We start from the raw sequence: 22,723 nt of genomic DNA, 5'->3' as shown, positions 1-22,723 counted from the left end.
TACTCCTTGACAAAATGTATTTCAGATCTTATAGGTTTCGGTACTCCTTTCATCGTTTATTTGATCTGATGAAAATAGTATGAAAAATTAGCCCGAAAACAAAAATGTCATTATAAATGGGAGAGTTTCCCATCCAATCCAGAGCTATGAATATTTATGGCAAAAAGCTCAGAAAATCGACAACCGGACGTTCATCGTATTGCGCAGGTGTGTTTAATAACTTTCCATTCACGACAAGGGAACTGCTACCGCCGCCGTCCATGCTTCTTGCATAGGTACATCCAAGATTGGCGAAAATACTCTGCAATTCAGCAAAAGACAATCCATTTTTGTACTGTGCCGTTCCGGCAGTAATCATATAATACTCTCCTGGCTGAACCATACCGATTGCTGTTCGGTTATAGTAAGTATTATTTATTTTTTGCTGATTTGCCAAATCTACTTTTTGACCGTCCTGGATTAGCAGTGGATCAGCTGTCCCCCAAATATCTTTGACTCCGGATGCAAGGAGTGTAGAAGCTGAAATTCCAGCCGATGGAGTATAAAACTTTCCAGTGTTGTCCAGGCAGATTTCTTTCCCATTCGTCACACCGTCTTTTAAAATTTTTCCATCTTTAATAAAACATCCAGCGCATACAGGTTGCCCACTATCATATGAAAAATAACTGCCGTTTGTTGTGACTGCTGCTCCTGTACGGCCGGCATATGTAGTCGGATATTCTCTATAGCTGCCCCAACTGTCATTTGATAGTCCGCCTTTGACTTGATTAGATGGATCGTTGACGATAATATGGGTTAAGAAATATTCACCGCTCTCCGTGTATTTTTGCTGAACGGAAACGAAAATACTATCGGTTGTGACATTAGATACACTATTATCTAATTCTGCCTTATAGGTCTCGGCGGCGACGACAGCAGCTGTTTTTTGCTTTGCAGTGATTGTTGATGTATATTCTTTTCCAAGATAGGTAACAGAAATATCATTATTTCCTGCTGCCAATGAAATTGTGTCAGAAATTTCAACATCATCTACAGACAATTCTTTCTTTTCGTTGCCACTATACGTGACTTCATAAGAAAAATCAGATTTTGGATAATCCCCTTCATAGAGAAGTTCTTTACTTTCCATTGACAATTTGCTGATCGTGTTCAGTGGAATCTCATACTGCTCCTCGCCCAGAATAGTCTTTGCAGTTACAGTATGATCATCTGCAGTTAAAATTTCAGGAGTCTTTGTGAGTTCAAAATCGGATACGGCCAGTTCCTTTTGGGTATTATCCGCATAAATAAGCTTCGCAGATATGTCTTCCGAGTGGAAAGAATCTCCTTCGTAGATCGGTCCATCCGCATAACTCCATGCGATATGATCGGCTTTAATAGCTTTTACAGGTACAGATACGGACATATCTCCGTACGTCACAGTAATGCGTTGGATGGACTTAGACAGCTTTTTAGGGCTGATAGAAATGTCTGTTACCGGATTTTTCCTTCCGAGCAGGCTTACAGTGTTTGCATGAAAGCTTTTGGCAGAGACTGCATCGTACTGATAAGGTGTTTTACCAGCGTAAGTAGCTTCCAATTTGCATGGAATAAACCATGCGGCAGATAAGGCAATGCCTAGAAGGCAAATACCTGTTCCAATAATAAGTTTTTTGTGTCTCAATTTTTCATACCTCCTATTGTATTTGTTGTTCAAATATAGTATTGAAAACACAATGGGATTTTTTGAAAAATTGAAAAAGGTTCCGGAAACACATGCATCTGCAGTGTTCCCAGAACCTTTCTGAATAGTGCTTTTTACTTGTTTTCCAGCAATTCTTCAATACGATCACATAATAACTCAAAAGCTGAAGTACCGGCTTTTCCACTCTTTAAAACGGCTTCTCTGAGCGCTTCTACTGCTTCGGGTTCTGTCGTACAATCCGTATTATCAGAAATGCAGGTGTAAATTCTGCATGCAAGCTCATAGTCGGCAGCCCTTTCAGGATCTTTACCAATCTGTTTGCAGAGATCCAAATAATTCTCAATGGATTGGTGAAACATTGCGTTGACCTCAAGAATGGATCTTCCATGAAAATTCAAAGAATCAGAAATGCAGCGGACCTCACCTACATAGATCTTATCTTCTGGTTCGTATGATATATCAGCAGTGTATCCTTTATAGTTTATGGAAAAATTGATTTTCATAAGCTGCTCCTTTCTGTAACAATTTTTTCTCTACGAGACATATTGTCCCGAATAATACCATAATTAAGCTCTTCAGGCGATTTTGAATGATATTCCTGGAATCGCTGGCGGGCTATGTCGGAACTCTCTAAACCGGAAAATCCGCCGGAATATTCCTTTTTTGTGTTATAGAACTTCAGATCGAAGCCTTTTCGAGTAAACGAATCCATATTATCATGCATGATCTTCTGAAACGAAACAAGGCATTCTCCATAGAGTGTTGCCATCTGACGGATTCCTTCTACGGAATTACCCAGCGTTTTTATGGTACCTAAATGAAGCGTGTCTATTTTGTACGTAATAGACCAGGCTCCGCGGATAGAAAGATCCAGATAATATCCCTCGTTATATCCCGGAGAAAGGACAAAAAGTGGATCAAATTCGTATTTAATTTTCTAAAATATAATTATGGTCAAAATTCCCTTGAGAATTAAATGTACTAATCATATCAAAAATATTATTGCGAAGCATGGTTAAAATATCGCTTGATAGATGACAAATCATTTCTGTATATTCATTATATTCATCATCTTTTAATAGACAATGACAACCTAGCCACTTATTTTCTGCATTTTTTCTGATCCAATTTGAGTCAGTTGAAAATGATTCATAAACTTGGTTTTCAAGATTTACTTCATGTTCAGAGTTGGGGTCATCTTTTAAGAACCATTGAAAGTTTCCTAGTTCATTACAGGCTGTATGACATACTAAATAAAAGTCTGCATTTTTATTTTCTCTTGCAATTGTTATAAATTTTTTTTGCATATTATTTGTCTCCTTTTAATTATCTTCACCTTGAGCTATCATCAGTTAAATCCTTATTTAATCAAATCTCTTATCGTATTTTTTATCTTCTACAAGGTCAACATCTGTATAATTATCAAGGCATTTCTCATAATGCCCCTCTTGCTTAGTAATTCCTGAATATGTTTCATACGGATTAGGAAGATTATGTTTTTTACAACATTCATAGCAGATTACAAAACTTCTAGTTTTTTCTCTATTTCCATATGGTTCATTATCTGTATGATACCTAGCAAAATTTTGAAAAGGTGTCATAGATAACAGCGTTGCCGTTCTATCACAGTCTTTTCCACAAAAATCACATATAGCGTGTATCATGCTCATTACCTCTCTTTCTACTGATATTAATAGAATTGTAAAAAAAGCACACGATAAAAATAAACTTTAATTTTTATCATGTGCTATAAAACAGGTTATGTTTTATGTGAAAAATATTCAATACATTAAAGATTTATTTTACTATCTTTTGGAACGGTCACATTTAAGACAATCTTTCATCGTTGCATAGCATCCAGAATAGCTTGTCGTTCTTTTTCAGCTTCTACTAAATCAATATCAAAAAATTCAGCAAGTAACTTTTCTTTATTGATATAGTCTCCGTTACCCATAACATTGGCAAATGGACTTTCTCTCTTTTGTTTTCTGTCAAACATGGTATATTTTCTTAAGAGCCAATCAAGAAATTCTCCACAAAGCTGTGATTGTTCCTGAATTTCAATCATTATATCCAGCGTTGGTGTTTCAATTTTATTCATATTTTCATCCTTCTTTTCCCATGAAAGCAATTTTTCATTTGCAAAATTTAAATTACTATTCTTTTAATGATTTCACAATCATTTTTACATTTTGCGCATCACCGTTATGTGCTTTCCGGTGGTGCGTAGTTTCTTTAATATATACAGTTTTTCCGGACTTATATGTCCGCATGTGTCCGCGGGTCTTCCAAGCGTCTACGTGAAAATTCCGCACAATATTTATGCAAATTTCAACTGTCCATTGCGCTCAGTTTGGATTCTGTCTGGGCGACAAATGGGCTGCCTTTCTGCTTTGCACAGTTCAGGAAGATTCGCTTTTACAAGGGCGGCTGGTATGGGTGGGCAAACGGCATTGCCACATCTTTTAACCTGCTCTGCTCTCTGATAGGTCTTTCCCGTATAGTCATGATCGATGATATAATCACTTGGAAAGCCCTGGCATCCATAAAGTTCCTGTGGTTCCAGCATTCTCAGCCCAATATCTACGATTTGATAATCCGTTCCTGAAATTGTAACAAGCCCGAATTTATCTTTGGTAGTTATGACATTTAATGGTTCTTTCAGGTCTCCTTCGCTACGATTTCCATGGAATTTCAAAAGAAAGGCTCTTACTTCACCGAAATGTCCGTCTCCGGCTGTGATGGTAGGAAGAGGATTCCGAATGTCCTTTCCATCGCAGTGATTATTCATCTGAACAAGAGTTGCAGCCACAATGCTGTTATGATCCCATGCAGTAACAGTAGGTAATGGATTTTTCATGCATTCTCCTGCTCCTTTATATCCTCCTGAATAATATTTGTGCAAAAATGCAGAAATTTTTCCTGATTTGCAGGGAGCAAGCGTCGGCCGCACAATTCCATACCCATTTTTCGCTGTGATTGTAGGGAGCGGGATGTGTAAATCCCCTGCTTTCCGATCTCCACCGTGGTTGCATTGGACAAGAAAAGGTTCTGGGTTCTCTAAGATATATTTTTGGATTCCTCTTGCAATCCGCTCCATCGTTTTCGGAGAAAGCGGTCTTTGCGCACGGATGCCATATTTTTCCTTAATTTCTTCTGCCGTATCAAAAATACTTGGGCAAGGACGCTGAAAGTCGATTTGCGTGTAGGCTCCCAGATATGGCTTTAAATGCCCATTTTTGACTTCTGGGCTATCAGCCGGCGCATGCGTAGGTGAGGGCCATACAATAGGCTTTCCGTCGCATCGAGCAATCAGAAAAAATCTCTTTCGGGTTGTAGGTGCGCCATAATCAGCAGCAATCAGCTCTCGATATTGAACCTCATATCCTAAATCATTGAGCTGATGAACAAATTTCTGAAATGTTGTGCCGCGTTTGGCTTTGATTGGATGATGCTGCCTGTTAAGAGGCCCCCATCCTTTGAATTCCTCTACATTCTCCAGCATAATAACTCGCGGACGTACTAATCCCGCCCATCTGCAGGCTACCCAGGCCAAGCCACGGATGTTCTTATCCTTGGGCTTTCCGCCTTTTGCTTTGCTGAAATGTTTACAATCTGGTGAAAACCAGGCAAGCCCTACTGGACGTCCATTGCAAACCTTAACAGGATCTACCATCCATACATCTTCGCAATAGTGTTTTGTGTTTGGATGATTGGTCTGGTGCATTCGAATTGCCTCTGGATCGTGATTTATAGCAATATCAACGCTATAACCAGTAGCAAGTTCAATGCCTGTACTTGCCCCGCCACCGCCAGCAAAGTTGTCAACGATTAATTCTCCGTTGATCATGTTAATTCTCCTTTTTTGACAAAATGTATTTCAGATCTAATTTGTATACTCCTTTCCTCGTTTATTGATCTGATACTGATAGAATTAGAAAGAATGTAAAAAACAAAAAATGCAGGTCTTTTTGGGGGCGGTATTTGCAATAAGAAAAGGGGATGCTGCTCGCACCCCCTGGGTTGTTTATTTCGTTTTCCGATATCCGCGTTCAATATTTTCGTCTCTTGGAACGAAATAAGGATATCCATGAGAATCATACTTTAATTTCAGATATACTTTTTCTGTTCGATGTGTCTTGGGATTGTCCAGAAGTGCATATATCTGGGATGCTTTCGGCGGCTGACGTTTCAGCTTTTGAAATAATACTGTCCATAACATAAAATTTTCCTCCTTCTATTTAACATTCAAATATGTACTACACACTAAGGATCGGATCGCAATGATACCGGAGCAGGGCTTCTTTGGTGACCTTTTTGATCAGACTACCTATTGCGTAGGTACATCCGTTTCCACACTGCTGCTGACGTTCCCCGATCGTTCCATGAAATTCGAAACGCTGATCAAATCCCATTAAGGCAGAAGCTTCTGCTACAGTTAATGTTCGGTTTTCTGTTGGATGAATAATGGGGAGCTTTCTCCAATTGACAATGGTAGGAGATACAGAATCATAATCCAGTCGATAGTAGCGATCTGAATGCATAGTTTTATTATCACGAAATTCAGGAATGTCTTTGAAATTATGTCCGGGCCGGACGAGAGCCATTCTCTTCTCTGTTTCCGGACGGCTTGTAGTTACATCAAAGTAGTTATACCATTTGGATGTGACTTTGGATAATGCTTCACGGACCGTATGGAATGGGTATAATTTGAGCTGTGGAAGCTGAATTTTACCGATACGAGATCCGATAATGATCGCCCTTTTTCGGGTGGTATATCCGCCAATATCGCAGTCTCGTACAATGTTGGATGTGATTGTATACCGATGGCTCAATTTTTGCAGCACTTTGGAAAGAAATTTTCCGCTTTCACAGGTGATAAATTGCGGAACATTTTCAATTACAAAAATTTCCGGACAATTTTCCTGTGTGATGCGAATATATTCATCCACAAGATCAACATCTTCATGATTCTCCATTCTTCTCCTTCGATTACTGGAAGAGAATGGTTTACAGGAAGGCCCGCCTATGATCAGGTGCTGTGGAGGGATCTTTCCCGAAACTTCCCGGACATCACGGCACACAATATGATTTCCTATGTTATGTCGATACGATTCACAGGCAGCCGCATCAGAGTCACATGCGTAGTTGATTTCAAAGGCCGGGTCCAGATGAAATGGCCAGTCCAACATGCCTGCTCCTGAAAATAAAGACATAACAGAAAATACAGATCGTACTTCCTCATTAACGGTTGTATTCCAGTCAGAAAATCCGATGGAATCCAAATATTCCGCAATGCTGATTTGCCCTTCAATGCCAGCGGCAGCCTTTAAAACTACTTTGGATACGCTGAATTCAGCAAGGACACGTTCAATGGGAACGATTTTGTCCTTAATACTGCGGATGCAGCGTACGATAATTTTGTCCTGCAGAACCTCCATTTCCATATGACTGCATCTGGAAACTGCATCGCGTACTTTTTTACTCCTAAGATCAAATAAGGCATTTATATTGGCTCCAGATCTCTTTTTGGAAATTTTAAGGCCGCTCTTAGAAGGGCGAATGATAATGCAAGTTGGGCGGACTTCATAAATATAATGACCGCCGGGATAATATTGTTCGTTTGGTGTTATAGAGAATGTTAATCCTCTATTTGATGAATGCAATTTTTTCATTTTTTTCTCCATGGACATATTGTATTTCAGATCTGTTATTTGACATACTCCTTTCTGCTTAAATTGATCTGATATAGATAATATTGGAAATTGCGTGCAAAATAACATGCTTCTATCAATCAAGATCCATCAAGAAACATTCACTTAGTAAAAAACGTATTATCACGCGAAGCACTGTTATTGTCACACAGCGACAGAAGTTATATTTAACCTGATGATCATAGATTTCAACATGAGAGAACTATATCTGTATCGACGAGTCCAAACGTTTGAAGGAAGCGGAATCAGCCGAAAGAGTGTAAGCCGAAAGTTCTGTGATGAACTGCTGATAGAAAAAGTAAAGGATATTTTGTATGAAAAAGGTGGATAGAATATGCTGTATAAAAGGAAAAAGAAATAGGTAAAACGGTTCCAAACAGAAAAGGGGGAATTTTGTGCATAATGGTTCTGTCTGTGAGGAAAAAAGGAAAAGTGAATACAGAAAAGGGGCTACTTATAAATATGCGTTACTAAAAGCGAAATCCCTGATATTACAGAAACTATTTGCGATATACATTTAATTGTGATATAATTTTGTTAAGATATACATTATTGTGTACATAATTTTAAAAATGATGGAGGGTGATTATCATGGTATCGTAGTTATAAGCGTAGGTATTATAAGGCAAATAAAATTGAAATGGGGGAATAATTTATGAAACGTCGTTTATTAGAAATTCCTGTTGTTGCCATGCTGATTATGACTTTAACTGTTCCAGTATTTGCAGCATCAAAAACTTTGGGTGTTTCTGAGATAGATCAAAACAAGACAAAGTGGTGCTGGGCTTCTTGTTCAGAGATGATCGGCAAGTATTATAACAGTGGAAGCAATCGTGACCAGTATGCTATTGTAAAAAAAATTAAGGGTAATACAGATAATCAAGAAGGTACTATTACAAATATTTGCGATGCGATAAAATATGCATCTGTAGATAGTGTAACTTTTACCAGTAAATCCACCGCACTTTCTTTTAATTCTTGTAAAACTGAAATTGATGATGGTGATCCATTTGTTGTCTGGTTACAAGGCCAGGATGGTTCATTAAGTCATGTAGTCGTTGCTAGTGGTTATAAAACGGGTTCTACAAATTATTTGTATATTTTAGACCCTTCGCCCAATGTTGATGCACAATATTTTTCGTATACTGGGCTGGTAAATGGATCAACTGGAACACTGGGAACTCGTTGCTATGAAAAAACTGTTTTAAGAAAATAACCAATAGAAAGCTTAATATTGATTAGGAGGTAACGAATATGAAAAAAATAATCACTTGCTTATTAACGCTCTCTATGATGTTCATGTTTTCTGCAACAGCATTTGCATCCGATTTTTCGGGCAACGCCGAATCGGAATTAAGCAACATTTCAGACAAAATTGTAACCGCTGTTAATGATGTATACAGTGATAAAAACATATCCATTACAGCAGAGGACATAAATTATGACAGTGCTTTCAAAATATATGTCGATACAAATGTTTTTAAATTATCCACTAACGTAGTAGGTGAAATTGAAAATGCACTTGAAAACGGAAACTATATTTATCTGTTACCGATTGATACAGTTAATGGAACCGTGGTAGTTAATTTCCAAAAGGGGCTTCCCTTAAGTGAGAATGCAAAAGCTATTCTTTCTGAGGAAGAACAGCAAGAGGTATTAGATAATGCGGGGAAATGGGTCATTTCTAGCCTTGCATTATACAAAAATGGAAATTCAAACTATGATTATGAAAAAAAACTTTCAAGTATCATCGATGAAATTCCAGCAGATACAATATTGGTTGGCGGTTTACCAATATTCCAAGATGTTGTTGCCCTCATTCCTAATAGTGATGGTGTAATAGAAGAAATTGTTCCTGTTACCGCAACAGATTATGATGAAAATTTAGTCACTTATGCAAGAAGTAATTCTGTAATTTATGATTACGAACAAGTAAAAGAAATTGCTAATGATTTACCAGAAGCAAATTCGGATATGGCTGGCGGAACAGATGTTAAAGATGTTGATCATTCTCAAGTAACCTATGGTCGGTTTATTTGGGGGATATTAGCTTTGTCAGTATTTGGTTGTGCATTTTTCTTTTTCAAGAAGAGAAACAGATTCTAAAACAAATCTTATTTGATGGAGGGCATGTGATATGAAAAAATTATTTCCATTATTGATTGCTTTTACATTATTATTTTCATTTCCTTTACCAACGTTTGCGGCAGAATCAAATGACAGGCAACAAAATACATCATTTGAAATCTCCCTTGAAGAAGCGCTTGCATTAGCTGATCCAGCCGATATCACTGTACAAAATGGTATTACAACTATTCCAGTTAAGTTAGACATAAGCGAAGAAGTTTACACGGAAGTAGTAATTAAAGTAAACAATTTAACTCGTGCGCGCGCAAAAAGTTTTTCTATGGAGGGTTGGTTTCGCCTAACTTCAAGCAAAGAGATTGTATCCGTATATGGCTTAGATGGAACTTTTGAATATACTGGATCATCAGCAACAGCAACTGGTTCAAGTGGCTATCATAATCCAACAGCTTCTGGATGGAGCGGAACATATAATCTAAGCGATGAAGAAAGCGATGACGGAAGTGCCTCTATTATAGGAAACTATACGCTCAAAAAGAGTGGTAAATATAATAATAGCGCAAGTTGTAAAGCAAAATGTAGTAAAAGCGGAAAAATCAGTTTTTCTGGAGATTATGATGAATCAACTATAATTTAATGTGGAGGTAAAGATAAATATGTATACAAAACTTAAACAACTTATCGCAGCAACTTTGTCCGTATTTTTGTTAGGAACTATGTCTCCTACAACTGCTTTTGCAGCAGACCATACTTCAATCAAACCAACACAAAACGATTCTATCCTGCTGAATACCAATAACTCAGAAGTTGGTATAGAGTTTTATAATTCTGAACCAGTCACAATTGCCAAGTATCAAACTGCTTCTGCATGGCAATCTGGACGCTTTTATTTGAAGTCTGATAATTCTACATTGGGTGAATTTAAGACCGTTGGCGAATTTACATATGATGGAACCATCTGTAATGTAACAAACTGTAAAAACAGTGTTTGGAATGTTGCTGATGGTTGGCAGGTTAAAAATAGCGCTTCTGAGAAACAGGTTTCTCCCACTTTTGCAAAAGCAGTTGGAGTATTTGAATTGTATAAAGAAGGCCTTTTTGGAAATAAGCTTTCTTCATCAGCCACAATTACAGTAAGTTGTAATCAAAATGGAAAAACAAACCGTGAATTTAATGGTGATGAAGCTACCGAGTAGTTTAATTATTTCTATCCCCCCTAATGCAGTTATTACCACCAACAATGAAATAGTTATTTTATTTGGTTATTGTTCTACAACATCTAATACGATGAATTAGATAACAAAAAACTGAAATCACATTGTCTACAGGAAACGGAAAAGCAGTAAACCCTAAAAAGGTTTGCTGCTTTTCTGCATTCGTTTTTAAAACTTTGGCAAATAGCGCCGATGGCTTGCAAACGTCAAACGTAAGGTAAGCGCAAAATATTGCTACGTTACTCATGAATTACGCTCCTGGGAAATGGGCAGACCAACGCGTAGCGGTGCTGGGAATGGTACCCGCGAGATCGTTTCAAATTGACACTCCAACCGATCTGACACTCTTCATCATTTGTCTTTTTGCTCGCACTTCTCGTTCGCTTACGCTATGTTGCCCTTTTGGACGGCCTATGATTTTTCCATTTAATCTCGCCGTTTCAATGCCTTTTTTTGTGCGCTGTCTGAGATCGCCCACATCTTTTTGTGCATGATCAAAAGCAATACGAATTCATTCTTTTGCAAGCATCATAAGATACATCATAAGATACTCTTCCACTGCGGATAAAATGACATCCACATCGGTTCCTGTCCTCGGAACATGTATCTGCAACGCATTTCTGTACATCACCGTATCAATATGAGACTCCTGTAAAATAATCCTTGAAAACTACGCGTCGCATTCTTGTTGCTTCAGTGATGAAGTTAGACGCGCAAATTTTTTTGAAAAATAGACAAAAGCACGGCTGACACATTATGCCCGCCGCATTTTATTGGATGATCTAACTCTTAACTATTTGATGATAGTAGAAAAGTTCCCTTCCGTCCGATCGAACTTATAAATAGAAGTTCCAAGAACCGTTGCTTTTGGAGCAAATTTTCGAAGAGCAGAGTACAAAATAGGAGCGATCTCATCAACGGAGCATGCCGTGAAAGTTGCTGCCGGGACAACCAAAACATGATAAATGCTTAACTGTAAAACGTAAAGATCATCCTGTAAATAATTTGCCAGTTTCTGAAAATACTCAGGGAACAGCAAAACAGCATTTCTGTGTTTTTCACAGGAAACTATATAAGAATTTGCCAAAATCGGATTTTGTTGAATGGTTTTTGGTTTCGGTTTTTGAAGTTTAAAATCACAATCAGAGATATTTCTTCGCACTGCACTATCAAGTTCTGCTGCAGTAATTCCCAATTCGCTCATCATTGCACTGGAGACGACACACGTACCTCCCCCAAACGCTGTAACATCAAGGTCTAGCATGTATAATACAGTAAGGTCAAAAAAGGTTTTTGACGGTGCCGCAAACGGTAAATGTTCGCATGCTGCAGATGGAAACATCTGATAAAAAACATGATCTAATATATACTTTTTCGAGAGGCAAGACGAAAAGTCTGTTTTATCAGCCTCGGACTCAGCTTCAAAAAATGTATTGATGATTATAGACGCAGCTCGATTCATGGAAATTTCATTCTGATTGACCGCCTTTACAAAGGGATCAAGCGCAATAACAGGGACTAAGCTGTCTTCCGCTGCCTTTTTTACGATTTCAATGAAATACGTTGAGTCGAACTCTTTGAGGGATTCCTCAAAATGTCGTATGGAGATCGAAACTTTATACTGATCTCCTAACATTGCTGCTACGGTTGCCACAAGTTGTTTTCTGGTCTTTTCCATATTTTTTACCTCTTAATGTGTATTTCAGAACGCTTTGGCTATATATTGTTCTGATACATAGAGAATTGAAAAAAATTAGAAATATGATTTTCACGTAGGAGAAAAATGTGCAAAAGAACACGGTGGACACATTATTGATGTCCACCGCATTTTTAAGAAAGATCCTTTCCTGTTTTATAGTGTCTGTTTCTCTTCCGGATTTTTATTTTCCAATTCGATTTCTACACGCTCCAGCAATTTCTCTACTCTGCTCCTTTTTGCCATCCTTTTTACGGAATTTTGATCATGACTTTTAATTCATGCATGTCTGATATACATAGAATTGGGGAAAATTAGAATTGTAATTTTCACGTACGAAAAATATTTTTAGACAAAAAAACACGGCAGATGCATTATTTATGCTGCCGTGTTTTTTAGTGATTATCAGATGTTATGTTATATCCGTCTATATCATATCGCCTCGAGTAAAATAAAAACCCCGGAGTTTGCCTACCTCCGAGGTTTTTGCTACTTATTATGAAAATAGCACTTCATTTTTAGTATCTATCCATATACAATATAGCATATGAAAGCAAGAAACGCAATATTACAAATACGGTAATTCTATGCCAGAACATACGTTTTCACCCCGAAAACAATCCCCGCAATACTCCCATATGCCAGCCTCGACTTTCTTAAATGTAGCATAGGTGGGCTTTTCGAAACCATTTTCTGCAATTCGATGTGAGACAGGTTCTCCAATTTGAGAACAATCACTTCTCGTGCAGGCAGGGGGCAGCATACCAAGAAGCTCATCCAAAAGATCTTCTGTAATATAGCATCCCACTTCGCACGCATCAAGTCCAAAATAATGTTCCCGGTCAATGAGTTCTCTCCCATTGATAATAATACTCTCGCTCAATGGAACACCTTCATAGTCTGCTTCCCGGATAATGAGTTCTTCGTGGAACCATGGGTGTGATTCATAATTCCGTTTATATATTTCGGCAATATGGCGTTTTGGAAAAATCTGGGAATTGCCAGCTGTTATGTCGTATCCCTTTATATTATATACAACTTTATAACCTTTAAGGGTTTGTAGCATCATAAGTCATCCTCCATTTCGGCAGATACGGTAAGCTCCCTTTTCATAGCATCGCAGATTCGTAAAATATGTGAGTAACCGTCGGATTGGCTCATCGTCAATTGAGCAGCAATTTTTTCGATTTCACTCACATAGTCATTTAACCATTCGGCGTTATCTAATGCAGTCGGCATATCTTCCAAAAAGTTATTGAATTTATCAATATCTTCGTCGGACAATACCCCATTTACCCCATTTCCGATGCTGTTACGGCATTTTACAATGCCGCCCAGACAAAAGTTGTCAACATGTCCATACTGACACAAATCTCTGGCCAACATCAGATCACCATATAATTCTAAAAACTTGGGGTTACTTTTCTCTTTGGCAAGCTGCTCATGAAACATATTGCAAATGAGAACAAGTTCTGATGCACTTAAAGTTACGTTTGCATTAGCGTTTTCCTTCGAAATACTTTGAATGTTCATTTTCGTTCCTCACTTTTCTTTTTGAATTGTCACTTCTGGATTAACACATTTCCCAATATTGTATTAACCGATCGAATTAACCATTGGATTTATTTGCTTTTTCACGGCTCTTTAAAAATATGAATCCTTCGCGGGAATACGATGTCATTGTGATTTTTTCTCCTACGAGTATCGTTTTGTAACGCTGTTTCTCTAACTGCTTTTTTGTACGAAACAAATTTAGATTTTTAAGCATAACATTTACCCTTCCATATCCTTTTAGGACCTATAAAACGGTGCAATACCACATTGTTCCTTGAAAGACCACGTAGACTGGTAATCGACAACATTGCAGCAGGTTCCGTCTGCAAAACGGACATATTCAGCATCCAAGTGTTCTACATAATCATCCAGAACACGATTTGGGTAGGGGCTGCAGATGATTTTTCGTCGTCCAATATGCAAAATTTCGTGTGTAATAAGATTTACCTTGCACGGTGACTCAAGAATCGTCCTTCCGTCATCCCATTTAGTAATGTATTTTGCTCTTACTTCTGCTTTCATGGCGGTTTCCTCCGTTTTCCTTTTCAATTTGTATTTTTTCTCTTAAGATCTGTTCTACTTCATTGGCAAAATCGGCCGTTACCACTGTTGGGGTTCCTGCCAATGCATTCATCACAACTTCAATCCCTTTCTCTGTCATAGCTGATCTCCTATCCCAATGTTATTTTTAATACTTTTCATAAGTAATAAAAGCAAGCGATAATATTACCCGGGACCATAAAAATTTTTATGCTCCGTAGCTCCTAGTGATTCCGTTCAGGGCAAGCTTTAGGGGCATATGCTCTTTGTTCATCTCTGATAGCACAATCAGGAGCAGTACAGTTTTTGCAACGTGGAACAGGTGTGTAGCGATATTTATTTCTACACTTGGCAGAGCAGAATAGTTGGTCAGTTCTGCTCTGTGTAAATGGCCTGCCACAATTCCAACATATACCATAACATTTTTTCAATTGACGTACCATCCTTTTATATGCTCTTCGAAAACAGCTTTTGCTTTAAACGCAATATCTTTGCAGTCATTAACCCAGTCATCATATTCGTCCATAAACAGCTCATATGCATACTCTAGGTTTCCGCTTTCTCTCCAAACATAATATCCAACTAATAGTTCAGGTGAAGTGAAGAATTTGAAAAAGATGTCTTTTTCCAAAAAACTTGTTTCTCCATCTTCTTTTTCAAACTCAATTTCATTTTCCAGCTCTTTCCATATTTGCAAAAAAAGTTTTTGATAATCCATATGTTACTCCATTTCCAAATTTTTTTATATGCCAACTTTCAATCCCATTGACTTCTCCCATTCTTCAACGAGGCAATTAATAATATCATCTGGAATATCCACATCGGCAAATTTTCCATCATACACCCAGTCATAAGCAGCGCTCCATCGATCACTATGCAGCCATTCTGCCTTACCTATCCATTTATGAAATTGGTTATTCTTGAAAGAACACCAATCTTCATAGGTACTGGTTTTTTTAAGAAAATTTTGGGCTTTTTTAACCATTTCCATATCTGCAACAGGAAAAGCCTTCTTTTTAATATCAGGATAATCCCCGTTCCATCCATCCCATTGTGAAAATATGATTTCTCCGTTTTCATCGTAGACTTCACAACCTAATCTCAATGCTTCTTTTACGGCATCTTTTAAAGAGGAAAGGTTATTTGCCTTTTCGGTCCCATACCAATCGTAACATCGGTATTTCATGATTTTTCATCTCCTTGACAAATTGAATTTCAGATCGATGTATTATTATGCTCCTTTCTTTAAATTGATCTGATATTCTTAGAATGTAAAAAGCGCGGACAAACAAAATGGCCGGGAATTCCCGACCATTCTGTATTGCCATGGTTTTTTTTATTCGACCTCGTATGAGTCCCATAATTCTTGTAAAGTCTTTCCGGTTTCTTGCATACAATATTCTTCCATTTTATCTAAGATGATTTCCTGCTCTTCCTCCGTTAAACGCCAATCAACAAGACGTTTGCAGCAGTCATCAAAGGAACGCAGACGGTATTCAGCATGGACTGATCCATTAGGAGTCCAGCATACATCAAAGCTAATCCAAGTATTATCCTTTTTGATAGTTGTTCCAAAATACTTATCAACATCAAACAACAGGGTACACTCGGCAGCAATCACATTATCTTCAACGCTAATCTTATTAGCGAAGCAAATATTTTCTTTTGTAAGATTGATTTCTCGCACATTTTTTTCTCGCATAGTTTTTCCTTTCTGAAATTATGACTTCATCATGCTTCATAATCGCCACAATAATTTGGGTTAATTTCATCTTCATATGCGTTAATAATTTCGCCATTTTGAAGTTTTACTTCATACATACAATTTATTTCATATCTCCGTTTACCATCTTCATTTCTATCCGTATCGTCCAACAGCTCCCTATCATAATCTTTTTCCGTGAGTTCCTTTATTACCTTTTCAACTCTCATACCATCATATTTTTTTAGATCGCTATCTGAACTAAAGAATTTATTGCCAGCGAGCTTTTTCTTATAACTTTCAGTTCTGTATTCTCTCATGATTTCTGCTCCTTTTTATACTATCACCTACATTTCTAAATTTATTTTCGTTTCCAGTTATTCGGCATTTTATGCACAGGTTTTCCTGGTTTGTAAGATTCGTTATTTTCGGAAATTCCAACAAACCGATTTTTATCTCCATTCAGATGCTCATGAATAAAATATTCTTTTACCGTCTCCATATCAGCATCGGCATCAACAAGATTTGCGCAATCAACTCCGTTGAGCATAAAACTTACATTGTATAACATGATTTTCCTCCATTTTCTGAAATCATCGTTTCATTACTTCTTCAATTTCTATAAATATACTACCTGACCTTATATCTTCTATTTCAATCAACCTATATTTTTTCCTGTTGTATTTTCTCAACGGATAACAAAGCAATAGCGTTACTTTATTAGAAATTCCTTTGTTATCAGTAGGAGTAGCATCAATGCAAGATCCACAAGAGCCGTCTTCTTTTGACCATCCGCGACCTCTTGTAATATGGTAAGAATTAAAATCCACATCATAGTTTAAATCTTTTTTGATTTTTTGTTTAAAATTATATTGTTCTTCTGTCATGTTATTCTCACAACCTTCCGTTGAAACTCTTGTTTTATCTCACTATGCTAAAGAAACTCCGCCTGGAAATCTATATAGTGGGAGTGGTTCTTCCCCTGGGTTTGTGTTTTGTACACCACATAAAACTCCTCTATATTCCCCATGCCATACTTCTAGTTCCCAATTATACTTTTCTGCAAATTTTTTCAGCTCTTCATTCATTTTAATTTCCTCCAAATTCATCGTTTACATCAGCTTTCAAGAATTGCCGTCATACACCAATTAATCCGTTCTAACAGTAAACTTCTACATTCAACCTCTTACGACATATATACATTCATTACCATGTCTTCCGATAAACAATGTTTTTTCTTCTTCCGCTTTGATTAGTTCTTTCATGCTAGATTCCTCCAGAAATTAATAATAGGCTTCTCTTTTTAAACGCCGCTTTCTCGTTTCTGCAAACCTTTCAGATATTCGATTAGTGTACCGAAATCAGTATACCCGGCAGGGTTAATTGGTCGCCCATTCCACTCAGTATAAAATACACACGCATCGTTTGACGGAACGAATTCACAGTCCCCATTCCAATCATCTAAAATATCCTGAATAGATTTTGCTTTGATTAAATATTTTTCGCCGGCGGCATTTGCTGTAATGATAATGATATCCTGATGAAAAAAGAATGTTTCCATTATGCACCTCTTCTCTTCAGGCAGGCCCGACACATGCATTCATCCGCAACAATCATCTCCAGATCGTTTTTCTTATCGCAAACAAATCTATCAATGTTATATTTCCATCCATGACTCAGCACAATTCTATCTGACTTATCCCAGTATCCCAGTTTTTTCATTCCGGTCACAGAACCACTTTTGTCAAGGTTGGGATGCACACTGATGCCAAGACCAGTGGAACCATCTTCAATCCAAGCAATCCCATTATTAGTATCTCTATAAAGTTTTACATATGGCCTAATTTCTTTAATTAATTTCTTTGCCACAATATTATCCTCTTTTCTTGTCAAAATAGTAAAATCGCCGCTTCCTATGCTTCCTTTGTGGAATAATATTTCACGATCTTTTTGAAATTCTTGTCATTAGCATAGGCAACTCTAGGTTTTGTCCCGTTTGAATTAAATTCTGTTACACTTGAAATGGCATATCCCTGTACAGATAATTCTGCCAGATATACAAGCAAATTTAATTTACATCCGAGACTATCAAGCTGAATCTCTTTCTTTAATTTTTGTACTTCTTCGTCATAATTGTCATCTACTTCAACAATCATTTCAGAAGCATATGTATTGATTTTATATAATCTGTTATTGATTTTTCTCACCATATTATTTTCTCCTCAAAAATGCTGTCCGCGATTGGTTATAGAATCACCAATCGCAATCGTCGTTTGCTGCCCAATATTTGATTTCTAATTTCTCGTCCGTGACACAAGAAATATATTTCATTAGGATCGCTTCGTATTTTTTCTGACCCATATTTCTTGTCTTTTCATTGTAATACCATGGAGTATCTACGGATAATCCAAGGTATTGCACGCCATCTACGGTATCGCATGAGATATTAATGCCTTCAATATTTTCAATAATTTCTTTCAGGCAAGCGGCTGCTCCATAGTTCCCGCAGCCATCATCAAAATTGGAAAGAAAATCGCCGAAGGTACCGTCATTTTTTGTTTTATCAAGAAAATACTTTTCGGCAATATTGCTTGCATTCGTTTTCTGAAGAATTTCGAAGAATCTTTCAGCCTTCTGTTCATTATATTTTTTGATGTCTGAAATTTTTACGCCATAAATTAACATATAATTTTCTCCTATCTGTTTTATTTTACATCCGGCAGGACATAGAGATTCACTCCACCTGCCGGACATCTTGCCTTTCGGCATGCTTTGATCACATTTTGTCTATGTCATTCTTCTGAGGATTCAAAAACTAATTTGTATTCATGGAACCATTTTCGAACTGCTTCTACATCAGCAGAAATAACACAGCCATCCGTAAGCAGATACTCTGTTCCGCTGGATTGAGCCAGCTCCGCTTCCATTCGCTGCAGGATGCTCTTATTGTCTGGAATATTCGTTCTTTTGCTCATAGATATCCTTTCTCTATTAAACTATAAAGTCTTTTAGTGCTGACCAACATAGCCGGGATAATAAGCATCTGCAAGTGTGCTGACACGCTTTTCTGTACGAGTTCCGCCGTAATCCCAAAACTCGTACTCCTGCAGTACGCCGTCACTAAGCAGATATTCTCTCCATAAGCTTTTAGGATGAGACTGTGCTTTTTCCAGCGTCATTCCATACAGTTCATATACCTTTCCGTATTTTTCGGATAAGATCTTGGTAACATGGAAGTCAATTACGTTCATTCTCTTATTCTCCTTTGAAATCGTTTTTAAGATTTAAGATCTGCTACAGCCAGAGATGCCGTTTCCTCAATGCATTTCTGCAGATATTCATCAAAAGAAATATCTGTAAAGAATAGAAACAGATCTTTTACGGCCTGTTTATCGCCTGAACGCCGATAAATATTGAAAAGTTCCTCAGATGTTCCGGTGAGCTGCATATCTACCTTACTAAATAAATCTGCCAAGATGGTATCAGGATCGGTAAAGGCATCCGGATTCGTCGAATGCATTGAAAAAACTTTCTTCTCAACGGCATCCAATAAAGAAGCTGTTTCGGAAGGTTCCTTTTGGGAAGGATTGAAAAGTGACGGAAACATGAGCTTTGCCACTCCGCCGCTGTATCTTTCATCAAACCATGCCCAGATTTCTTCCTGATCAGTTCCAGCAGGAAAGTTAAACCATGGTTCAGCAAGTACAAGACGGTCTTCAGAGTCCGGATCAAATGGGACATCCGTTAAAGATTTCCATAAATCTTCCAGTAACAAATCTGAAGATCTGTACTTTTTAACAGGAACTACTTTTCCCTTGTCGTTAGAAGCAAGAATCCAAATCTGCTCATAAGCTGGGAAAGGGAAACTCACTTTGGTGGCTGCCGCAAAAACCGCATCATCTAAGCTCGAAAAGAACTTTTTTGTCCCTTTGGGCCAGAGGAGCAGATAGGAATCTTCAAGCTCTAAATTCGGTAAATCATAAATGGTAACCGCCCATTCAATGCAATCGTATTCGGTATAGCCATTTCCACTTGTATAATGCGAATACGCCAGTTCAGCGTAGTCTTCTGCTTCTTCATCTGGTAATCCATAGACTGTGATTAATTCGTTTCTCATGAAACTCTTGATATGTTCAGCATGAGCCTCCATGATTTCTTCGTCTGTTAAGACAATTTCTTTTCCATTTCTGTAAATTTTCATATAATTTTCCTTTCGATACAATGTTTTTCAGAACGTATATTTAGTTACTCCTTTCTTTGATAATTTGTTCTGATACAGATAGAATAGAAAATTCTTCCAAAAACAAAAGCCGGGAGCTTATGCCCCCGGTTTTATCTCTTTTTTCAATGCTTTCAAGAAATCTTCTTTGCGTATTGTTTCCGATGAATACTTATTGAGATAGTCCAAAATATTTTTCTTCCCGGATATAATACTGAAAAATGCACTTTGCGCTTCTGCTGCGCTCTCAAAGTCAAAGCTGACGCGGAACAACTTTCCCTTTTTGGGATATGTTCGGCCATTATTGCAAATATTATTTTGTGCAACGGGATATAAAGCGATCGTTGCATTTTTTGCTGCCTTATATTCGCAGGACCAATCCTCTAAGTGAATAAGTATTCCATCAGGAGAATGTTCGCGCTGAAGTATTGTCATTTCATATCCTCAAATAAATTCTACATCACAAAGCAACGTATAATGGTGTATTGGACCTGATCCTTTTGTAACAACATGCATAAAATGCTTTTTCAGATGCTGAATTTCATCAAATGAGATTTCATGCATATCTTCATCTCCGCCTGAATTTCCCATGACAATGAGATTTCCCACCAGCATTGGCTGGCCATCATTATTTACAGCAGATACCAGTGCAGGACGCTTGGAAAGACCCTCATCATCGCAAATGATCTCATACTCTCGGTCACCGATAGTACGAGATACAATATCTATCGTCTGGCAGTGAATGAATTTTTGATAATCCTCCAGATCAAATACATCTACAGAGTGCGTTTTTCCTTCAATAACATCAATCAAATATCCTCTCACATTACATTCCTTTCTTTAATTAAATCAGCTGAATAATGCATCCACGATCCCCGGAACGATATACCCGAATTGCATCTGCAGAGAATTTTCGAACAAAATGATCATCATCATAGATGCGCATCCATGTGTTGAATTCGCAGATGAGTTCATAGTGATCTGGAATGTGTGTTTGTCCATTGACAATATAAGCTGAATAAGTTCCATCTTCCCCGAAAAAAAGTTTTTTTAACTGAAATCCTTTTCCACGTTCAAAACCGGAAAGAATTAAGATGCCGATATCACTGCTGCCAATGTGTTCTGTGTTCTTTTGATAATCCATTTTAAAAAATCTCCTTACATATAATCAAAAATAGAAAGTTGTCCCACGGGAAGTGTTTCCTTGCTTTCAAAAAAAGGTTTCTGCGTCTCATTCGGTGCTGTTATGACCGCCTTTTCACGGCTGGAGCAGCGACCTGTAACGGTAATGGTCTTCTCTATCTTATCCGTAACAGGATGCTGTTTTAGAATTGGGAAATACTCATTTCTGCGCAGAATATTACGCAATGCAACCAGTTCTCTTGATCCCGAGTTAAAAGAAACTTTTAAAGCACAGAGTTCCTTTTCAAGTGCGCTTTTTACATCGGGATCGTTCTCATCCCCAGCAGCATCTGTAAGGGTAAGGTAAAGATTCTGGGCATCTTGCATAATTTCACCTTTTTTTGCCATGTAATCATCTGGGACCACTGGCGGAAGCTCTTTATGATACGCTTCCGGATAGTCTTTTGGCTCTAAAACTTCTTCACACTGTTCTCTATAGTACAAAATATGATTTCGTACCAAGTTCAGGTTAGTCCCGTCACACCAGAAGGGATCACTGCCGCCATTCTTATACAGCAAATCCCAGCGTTCATAAGCTTTTTCGAGATTTTCGGCCAATAACTGCCGAACATCTTTAAATTCTTTTTTCCTGGCCATAAATAATACCTCCATTGACATATTGTTTTTCAGACATTTCCTTATTTAGTTCTCCTTTCGTATGAATTTGCCTGATATGATAAGTATTGTGAATGGGCAGGAAAACAATCGGATCAGAAAAAGCAGAAAATCAGAACATGTGTGCGGCGGACACACAAAGAGCAGAAGCAAAAGAATATTCTCCTGCCTCTGCTATCCAATATTTCCTTTAGTTTTGTTGTAACCGCGTGTATATCCAGAATATTTGGCTATATTATCGCGCTCGAGAGCATTCAGGGAACGATACCCACTCCCTTTAAATGGAATCGTATGAATGTAGAATTTATCTCCATTCTTATAATCTCTATATACATCTCGGCAGCCATGTCCGGTTAAATGATCATTTACCCGTTTCATCACCCGCTGGCTCTGTCCTACATAGTTTTTCTTGTTTTTGCAATTATGCAAAACATATACACCCGAAAAGTCTGTGCAGTGAACCCGCCGCCGTTCGAATTTCTTCACGGTCATAATCGAACTTATTGGCAAGAACGGAA

General features: G+C 37.7%; 38 protein-coding genes. 4 read left to right on the top strand and 34 right to left on the bottom strand.

Going from position 1 to position 22,723, the window contains the following annotated elements:
* Nucleotides 1-154: 154 nt before the first annotated feature.
* The 9 genes from PGS38_RS06205 to PGS38_RS06165 form a co-directional block, all read right to left on the bottom strand.
* A complete protein-coding gene (locus PGS38_RS06205; RefSeq protein ID WP_118640627.1) occupies nucleotides 155-1,663 on the bottom strand; it encodes a phosphodiester glycosidase family protein in 1,509 nt (502 codons plus the stop codon).
* 134 nt (nucleotides 1,664-1,797) lie between these two features.
* Nucleotides 1,798-2,187: a hypothetical protein gene (locus PGS38_RS06200; protein ID WP_117802119.1), complete on the bottom strand. Its 390-nt coding sequence runs from the start codon at nucleotides 2,185-2,187 to the stop codon at nucleotides 1,798-1,800.
* Nucleotides 2,184-2,453: a hypothetical protein gene (locus PGS38_RS06195; protein ID WP_117802120.1), complete on the bottom strand. Its 270-nt coding sequence runs from the start codon at nucleotides 2,451-2,453 to the stop codon at nucleotides 2,184-2,186. Before PGS38_RS06195 ends, PGS38_RS06200 begins: the two co-directional genes overlap by 4 nt.
* A gap of 160 nt (nucleotides 2,454-2,613) precedes the next feature.
* Nucleotides 2,614-2,991: a hypothetical protein gene (locus PGS38_RS06190; protein WP_117802121.1), complete on the bottom strand. Its 378-nt coding sequence runs from the start codon at nucleotides 2,989-2,991 to the stop codon at nucleotides 2,614-2,616.
* Nucleotides 2,992-3,048: 57 nt separating this feature from the next.
* On the bottom strand, nucleotides 3,049-3,348 hold the full coding sequence (locus PGS38_RS06185; protein ID WP_117802122.1) for a hypothetical protein: 300 nt from the start codon (nucleotides 3,346-3,348) through the stop codon (nucleotides 3,049-3,051).
* Nucleotides 3,349-3,524: 176 nt separating this feature from the next.
* Nucleotides 3,525-3,785 carry a hypothetical protein gene (locus PGS38_RS06180; protein ID WP_118640630.1) on the bottom strand — a complete coding sequence of 87 codons (261 nt, stop codon included), beginning with the start codon at nucleotides 3,783-3,785 and terminating at the stop codon, nucleotides 3,525-3,527.
* A 219-nt stretch (nucleotides 3,786-4,004) separates the two neighbouring features.
* A complete protein-coding gene (locus PGS38_RS06175) occupies nucleotides 4,005-5,534 on the bottom strand; it encodes a DNA cytosine methyltransferase (RefSeq protein WP_173816158.1) in 1,530 nt (509 codons plus the stop codon).
* 177 nt (nucleotides 5,535-5,711) lie between these two features.
* Nucleotides 5,712-5,906: a hypothetical protein gene (locus PGS38_RS06170; protein ID WP_117802129.1), complete on the bottom strand. Its 195-nt coding sequence runs from the start codon at nucleotides 5,904-5,906 to the stop codon at nucleotides 5,712-5,714.
* A gap of 37 nt (nucleotides 5,907-5,943) precedes the next feature.
* The gene (locus PGS38_RS06165; protein ID WP_158585834.1) at nucleotides 5,944-7,359 is read right to left on the bottom strand and encodes a DNA cytosine methyltransferase; all 1,416 of its coding nucleotides are present in this window, start codon (nucleotides 7,357-7,359) and stop codon (nucleotides 5,944-5,946) included.
* Nucleotides 7,360-8,053: 694 nt separating this feature from the next.
* Here PGS38_RS06165 and PGS38_RS06160 point away from each other — a divergent pair.
* From PGS38_RS06160 to PGS38_RS06145, 4 genes are read left to right on the top strand one after another with little or no spacing between them, the layout of a single operon-like run.
* Nucleotides 8,054-8,614, top strand: a complete 561-nt coding sequence (locus PGS38_RS06160; RefSeq protein WP_119207866.1) for a C39 family peptidase — start codon at nucleotides 8,054-8,056, stop codon at nucleotides 8,612-8,614.
* 38 nt (nucleotides 8,615-8,652) lie between these two features.
* A complete protein-coding gene (locus PGS38_RS06155) occupies nucleotides 8,653-9,504 on the top strand; it encodes a hypothetical protein (RefSeq protein WP_119207865.1) in 852 nt (283 codons plus the stop codon).
* A gap of 31 nt (nucleotides 9,505-9,535) precedes the next feature.
* Entirely contained in the window at nucleotides 9,536-10,120 is a 585-nt protein-coding gene (locus PGS38_RS06150) for a hypothetical protein (protein WP_055222176.1), read from the top strand.
* A 19-nt stretch (nucleotides 10,121-10,139) separates the two neighbouring features.
* A complete protein-coding gene (locus PGS38_RS06145; protein WP_119207864.1) occupies nucleotides 10,140-10,679 on the top strand; it encodes a hypothetical protein in 540 nt (179 codons plus the stop codon).
* A 58-nt stretch (nucleotides 10,680-10,737) separates the two neighbouring features.
* Here PGS38_RS06145 and PGS38_RS06140 read toward each other — a convergent pair whose 3' ends face one another.
* The 25 genes from PGS38_RS06140 to PGS38_RS06020 all read right to left on the bottom strand — a co-directional run bounded on the left by PGS38_RS06140 (nucleotide 10,738) and on the right by PGS38_RS06020 (nucleotide 22,187).
* A complete protein-coding gene (locus PGS38_RS06140; protein ID WP_147399530.1) occupies nucleotides 10,738-10,944 on the bottom strand; it encodes a hypothetical protein in 207 nt (68 codons plus the stop codon).
* 546 nt (nucleotides 10,945-11,490) lie between these two features.
* Nucleotides 11,491-12,375, bottom strand: coding sequence for a DUF5688 family protein (locus PGS38_RS06135; protein WP_173816159.1), 885 nt, complete (start codon nucleotides 12,373-12,375; stop codon nucleotides 11,491-11,493).
* A gap of 586 nt (nucleotides 12,376-12,961) precedes the next feature.
* A complete protein-coding gene (locus PGS38_RS06130) occupies nucleotides 12,962-13,462 on the bottom strand; it encodes a hypothetical protein (protein WP_238033667.1) in 501 nt (166 codons plus the stop codon).
* Nucleotides 13,459-13,926: a hypothetical protein gene (locus PGS38_RS06125; RefSeq protein WP_270476048.1), complete on the bottom strand. Its 468-nt coding sequence runs from the start codon at nucleotides 13,924-13,926 to the stop codon at nucleotides 13,459-13,461. Before PGS38_RS06125 ends, PGS38_RS06130 begins: the two co-directional genes overlap by 4 nt.
* A 258-nt stretch (nucleotides 13,927-14,184) precedes the next feature.
* Nucleotides 14,185-14,469 carry a hypothetical protein gene (locus PGS38_RS06120; RefSeq protein WP_117802134.1) on the bottom strand — a complete coding sequence of 95 codons (285 nt, stop codon included), beginning with the start codon at nucleotides 14,467-14,469 and terminating at the stop codon, nucleotides 14,185-14,187.
* A complete protein-coding gene (locus PGS38_RS06115) occupies nucleotides 14,435-14,608 on the bottom strand; it encodes a hypothetical protein (protein ID WP_270476047.1) in 174 nt (57 codons plus the stop codon). The genes PGS38_RS06120 and PGS38_RS06115 overlap by 35 nt, the downstream gene beginning before the upstream one ends.
* A gap of 87 nt (nucleotides 14,609-14,695) precedes the next feature.
* Nucleotides 14,696-14,905 carry a hypothetical protein gene (locus PGS38_RS06110; RefSeq protein ID WP_117802137.1) on the bottom strand — a complete coding sequence of 70 codons (210 nt, stop codon included), beginning with the start codon at nucleotides 14,903-14,905 and terminating at the stop codon, nucleotides 14,696-14,698.
* A gap of 9 nt (nucleotides 14,906-14,914) precedes the next feature.
* Nucleotides 14,915-15,205, bottom strand: a complete 291-nt coding sequence (locus tag PGS38_RS06105; protein WP_270476045.1) for a hypothetical protein — start codon at nucleotides 15,203-15,205, stop codon at nucleotides 14,915-14,917.
* 24 nt (nucleotides 15,206-15,229) lie between these two features.
* A complete protein-coding gene (locus PGS38_RS06100) occupies nucleotides 15,230-15,673 on the bottom strand; it encodes a hypothetical protein (protein ID WP_118640637.1) in 444 nt (147 codons plus the stop codon).
* 150 nt (nucleotides 15,674-15,823) lie between these two features.
* A complete protein-coding gene (locus tag PGS38_RS06095; RefSeq protein ID WP_118640638.1) occupies nucleotides 15,824-16,189 on the bottom strand; it encodes a hypothetical protein in 366 nt (121 codons plus the stop codon).
* 29 nt (nucleotides 16,190-16,218) lie between these two features.
* Entirely contained in the window at nucleotides 16,219-16,509 is a 291-nt protein-coding gene (locus tag PGS38_RS06090; RefSeq protein WP_117802141.1) for a hypothetical protein, read from the bottom strand.
* Nucleotides 16,510-16,550: 41 nt separating this feature from the next.
* Nucleotides 16,551-16,760 (bottom strand): hypothetical protein, encoded by a 210-nt coding sequence (locus tag PGS38_RS06085; RefSeq protein WP_117802142.1) that lies wholly within the window; start codon nucleotides 16,758-16,760, stop codon nucleotides 16,551-16,553.
* Between the two features lie 22 nt (nucleotides 16,761-16,782).
* Nucleotides 16,783-17,076: a hypothetical protein gene (locus tag PGS38_RS06080; protein WP_147343066.1), complete on the bottom strand. Its 294-nt coding sequence runs from the start codon at nucleotides 17,074-17,076 to the stop codon at nucleotides 16,783-16,785.
* Nucleotides 17,077-17,118: 42 nt separating this feature from the next.
* Nucleotides 17,119-17,277 (bottom strand): hypothetical protein, encoded by a 159-nt coding sequence (locus PGS38_RS06075; protein WP_158568353.1) that lies wholly within the window; start codon nucleotides 17,275-17,277, stop codon nucleotides 17,119-17,121.
* 215 nt (nucleotides 17,278-17,492) lie between these two features.
* Nucleotides 17,493-17,750, bottom strand: coding sequence for a hypothetical protein (locus PGS38_RS06070; protein ID WP_117802145.1), 258 nt, complete (start codon nucleotides 17,748-17,750; stop codon nucleotides 17,493-17,495).
* Complete coding sequence (locus tag PGS38_RS06065) at nucleotides 17,750-18,058, bottom strand: hypothetical protein (protein ID WP_117802146.1); 309 nt, start codon at nucleotides 18,056-18,058, stop codon at nucleotides 17,750-17,752. Before PGS38_RS06065 ends, PGS38_RS06070 begins: the two co-directional genes overlap by 1 nt.
* A 44-nt stretch (nucleotides 18,059-18,102) precedes the next feature.
* Complete coding sequence (locus PGS38_RS06060) at nucleotides 18,103-18,399, bottom strand: hypothetical protein (protein ID WP_117802147.1); 297 nt, start codon at nucleotides 18,397-18,399, stop codon at nucleotides 18,103-18,105.
* A 43-nt stretch (nucleotides 18,400-18,442) separates the two neighbouring features.
* Entirely contained in the window at nucleotides 18,443-18,874 is a 432-nt protein-coding gene (locus tag PGS38_RS06055) for a hypothetical protein (RefSeq protein WP_118640639.1), read from the bottom strand.
* A 107-nt stretch (nucleotides 18,875-18,981) separates the two neighbouring features.
* Nucleotides 18,982-19,164, bottom strand: coding sequence for a hypothetical protein (locus PGS38_RS06050; protein ID WP_117802149.1), 183 nt, complete (start codon nucleotides 19,162-19,164; stop codon nucleotides 18,982-18,984).
* Nucleotides 19,165-19,197: 33 nt separating this feature from the next.
* Complete coding sequence (locus tag PGS38_RS06045; protein ID WP_117802150.1) at nucleotides 19,198-19,440, bottom strand: hypothetical protein; 243 nt, start codon at nucleotides 19,438-19,440, stop codon at nucleotides 19,198-19,200.
* Between the two features lie 26 nt (nucleotides 19,441-19,466).
* Nucleotides 19,467-20,390, bottom strand: coding sequence for a hypothetical protein (locus PGS38_RS06040; protein ID WP_119207854.1), 924 nt, complete (start codon nucleotides 20,388-20,390; stop codon nucleotides 19,467-19,469).
* A 117-nt stretch (nucleotides 20,391-20,507) separates the two neighbouring features.
* Nucleotides 20,508-20,843: a hypothetical protein gene (locus PGS38_RS06035; RefSeq protein WP_117802152.1), complete on the bottom strand. Its 336-nt coding sequence runs from the start codon at nucleotides 20,841-20,843 to the stop codon at nucleotides 20,508-20,510.
* Between the two features lie 9 nt (nucleotides 20,844-20,852).
* Nucleotides 20,853-21,221, bottom strand: a complete 369-nt coding sequence (locus PGS38_RS06030; protein ID WP_118640641.1) for a DUF3846 domain-containing protein — start codon at nucleotides 21,219-21,221, stop codon at nucleotides 20,853-20,855.
* A 31-nt stretch (nucleotides 21,222-21,252) separates the two neighbouring features.
* Complete coding sequence (locus PGS38_RS06025; protein ID WP_118640193.1) at nucleotides 21,253-21,552, bottom strand: hypothetical protein; 300 nt, start codon at nucleotides 21,550-21,552, stop codon at nucleotides 21,253-21,255.
* 14 nt (nucleotides 21,553-21,566) lie between these two features.
* Nucleotides 21,567-22,187 carry a hypothetical protein gene (locus PGS38_RS06020; protein WP_270476044.1) on the bottom strand — a complete coding sequence of 207 codons (621 nt, stop codon included), beginning with the start codon at nucleotides 22,185-22,187 and terminating at the stop codon, nucleotides 21,567-21,569.
* Nucleotides 22,188-22,723 lie beyond the last annotated feature (536 nt).

Origin of the sequence: Fusicatenibacter saccharivorans (assembly GCF_027667425.1) — a bacterium.
In the GTDB taxonomy this organism is placed as follows: domain Bacteria; phylum Bacillota; class Clostridia; order Lachnospirales; family Lachnospiraceae; genus Fusicatenibacter; species Fusicatenibacter saccharivorans.
Note: the sequence above shows the minus strand (reverse complement) of the source record. Positions and strands in the feature narration are given on the sequence as shown.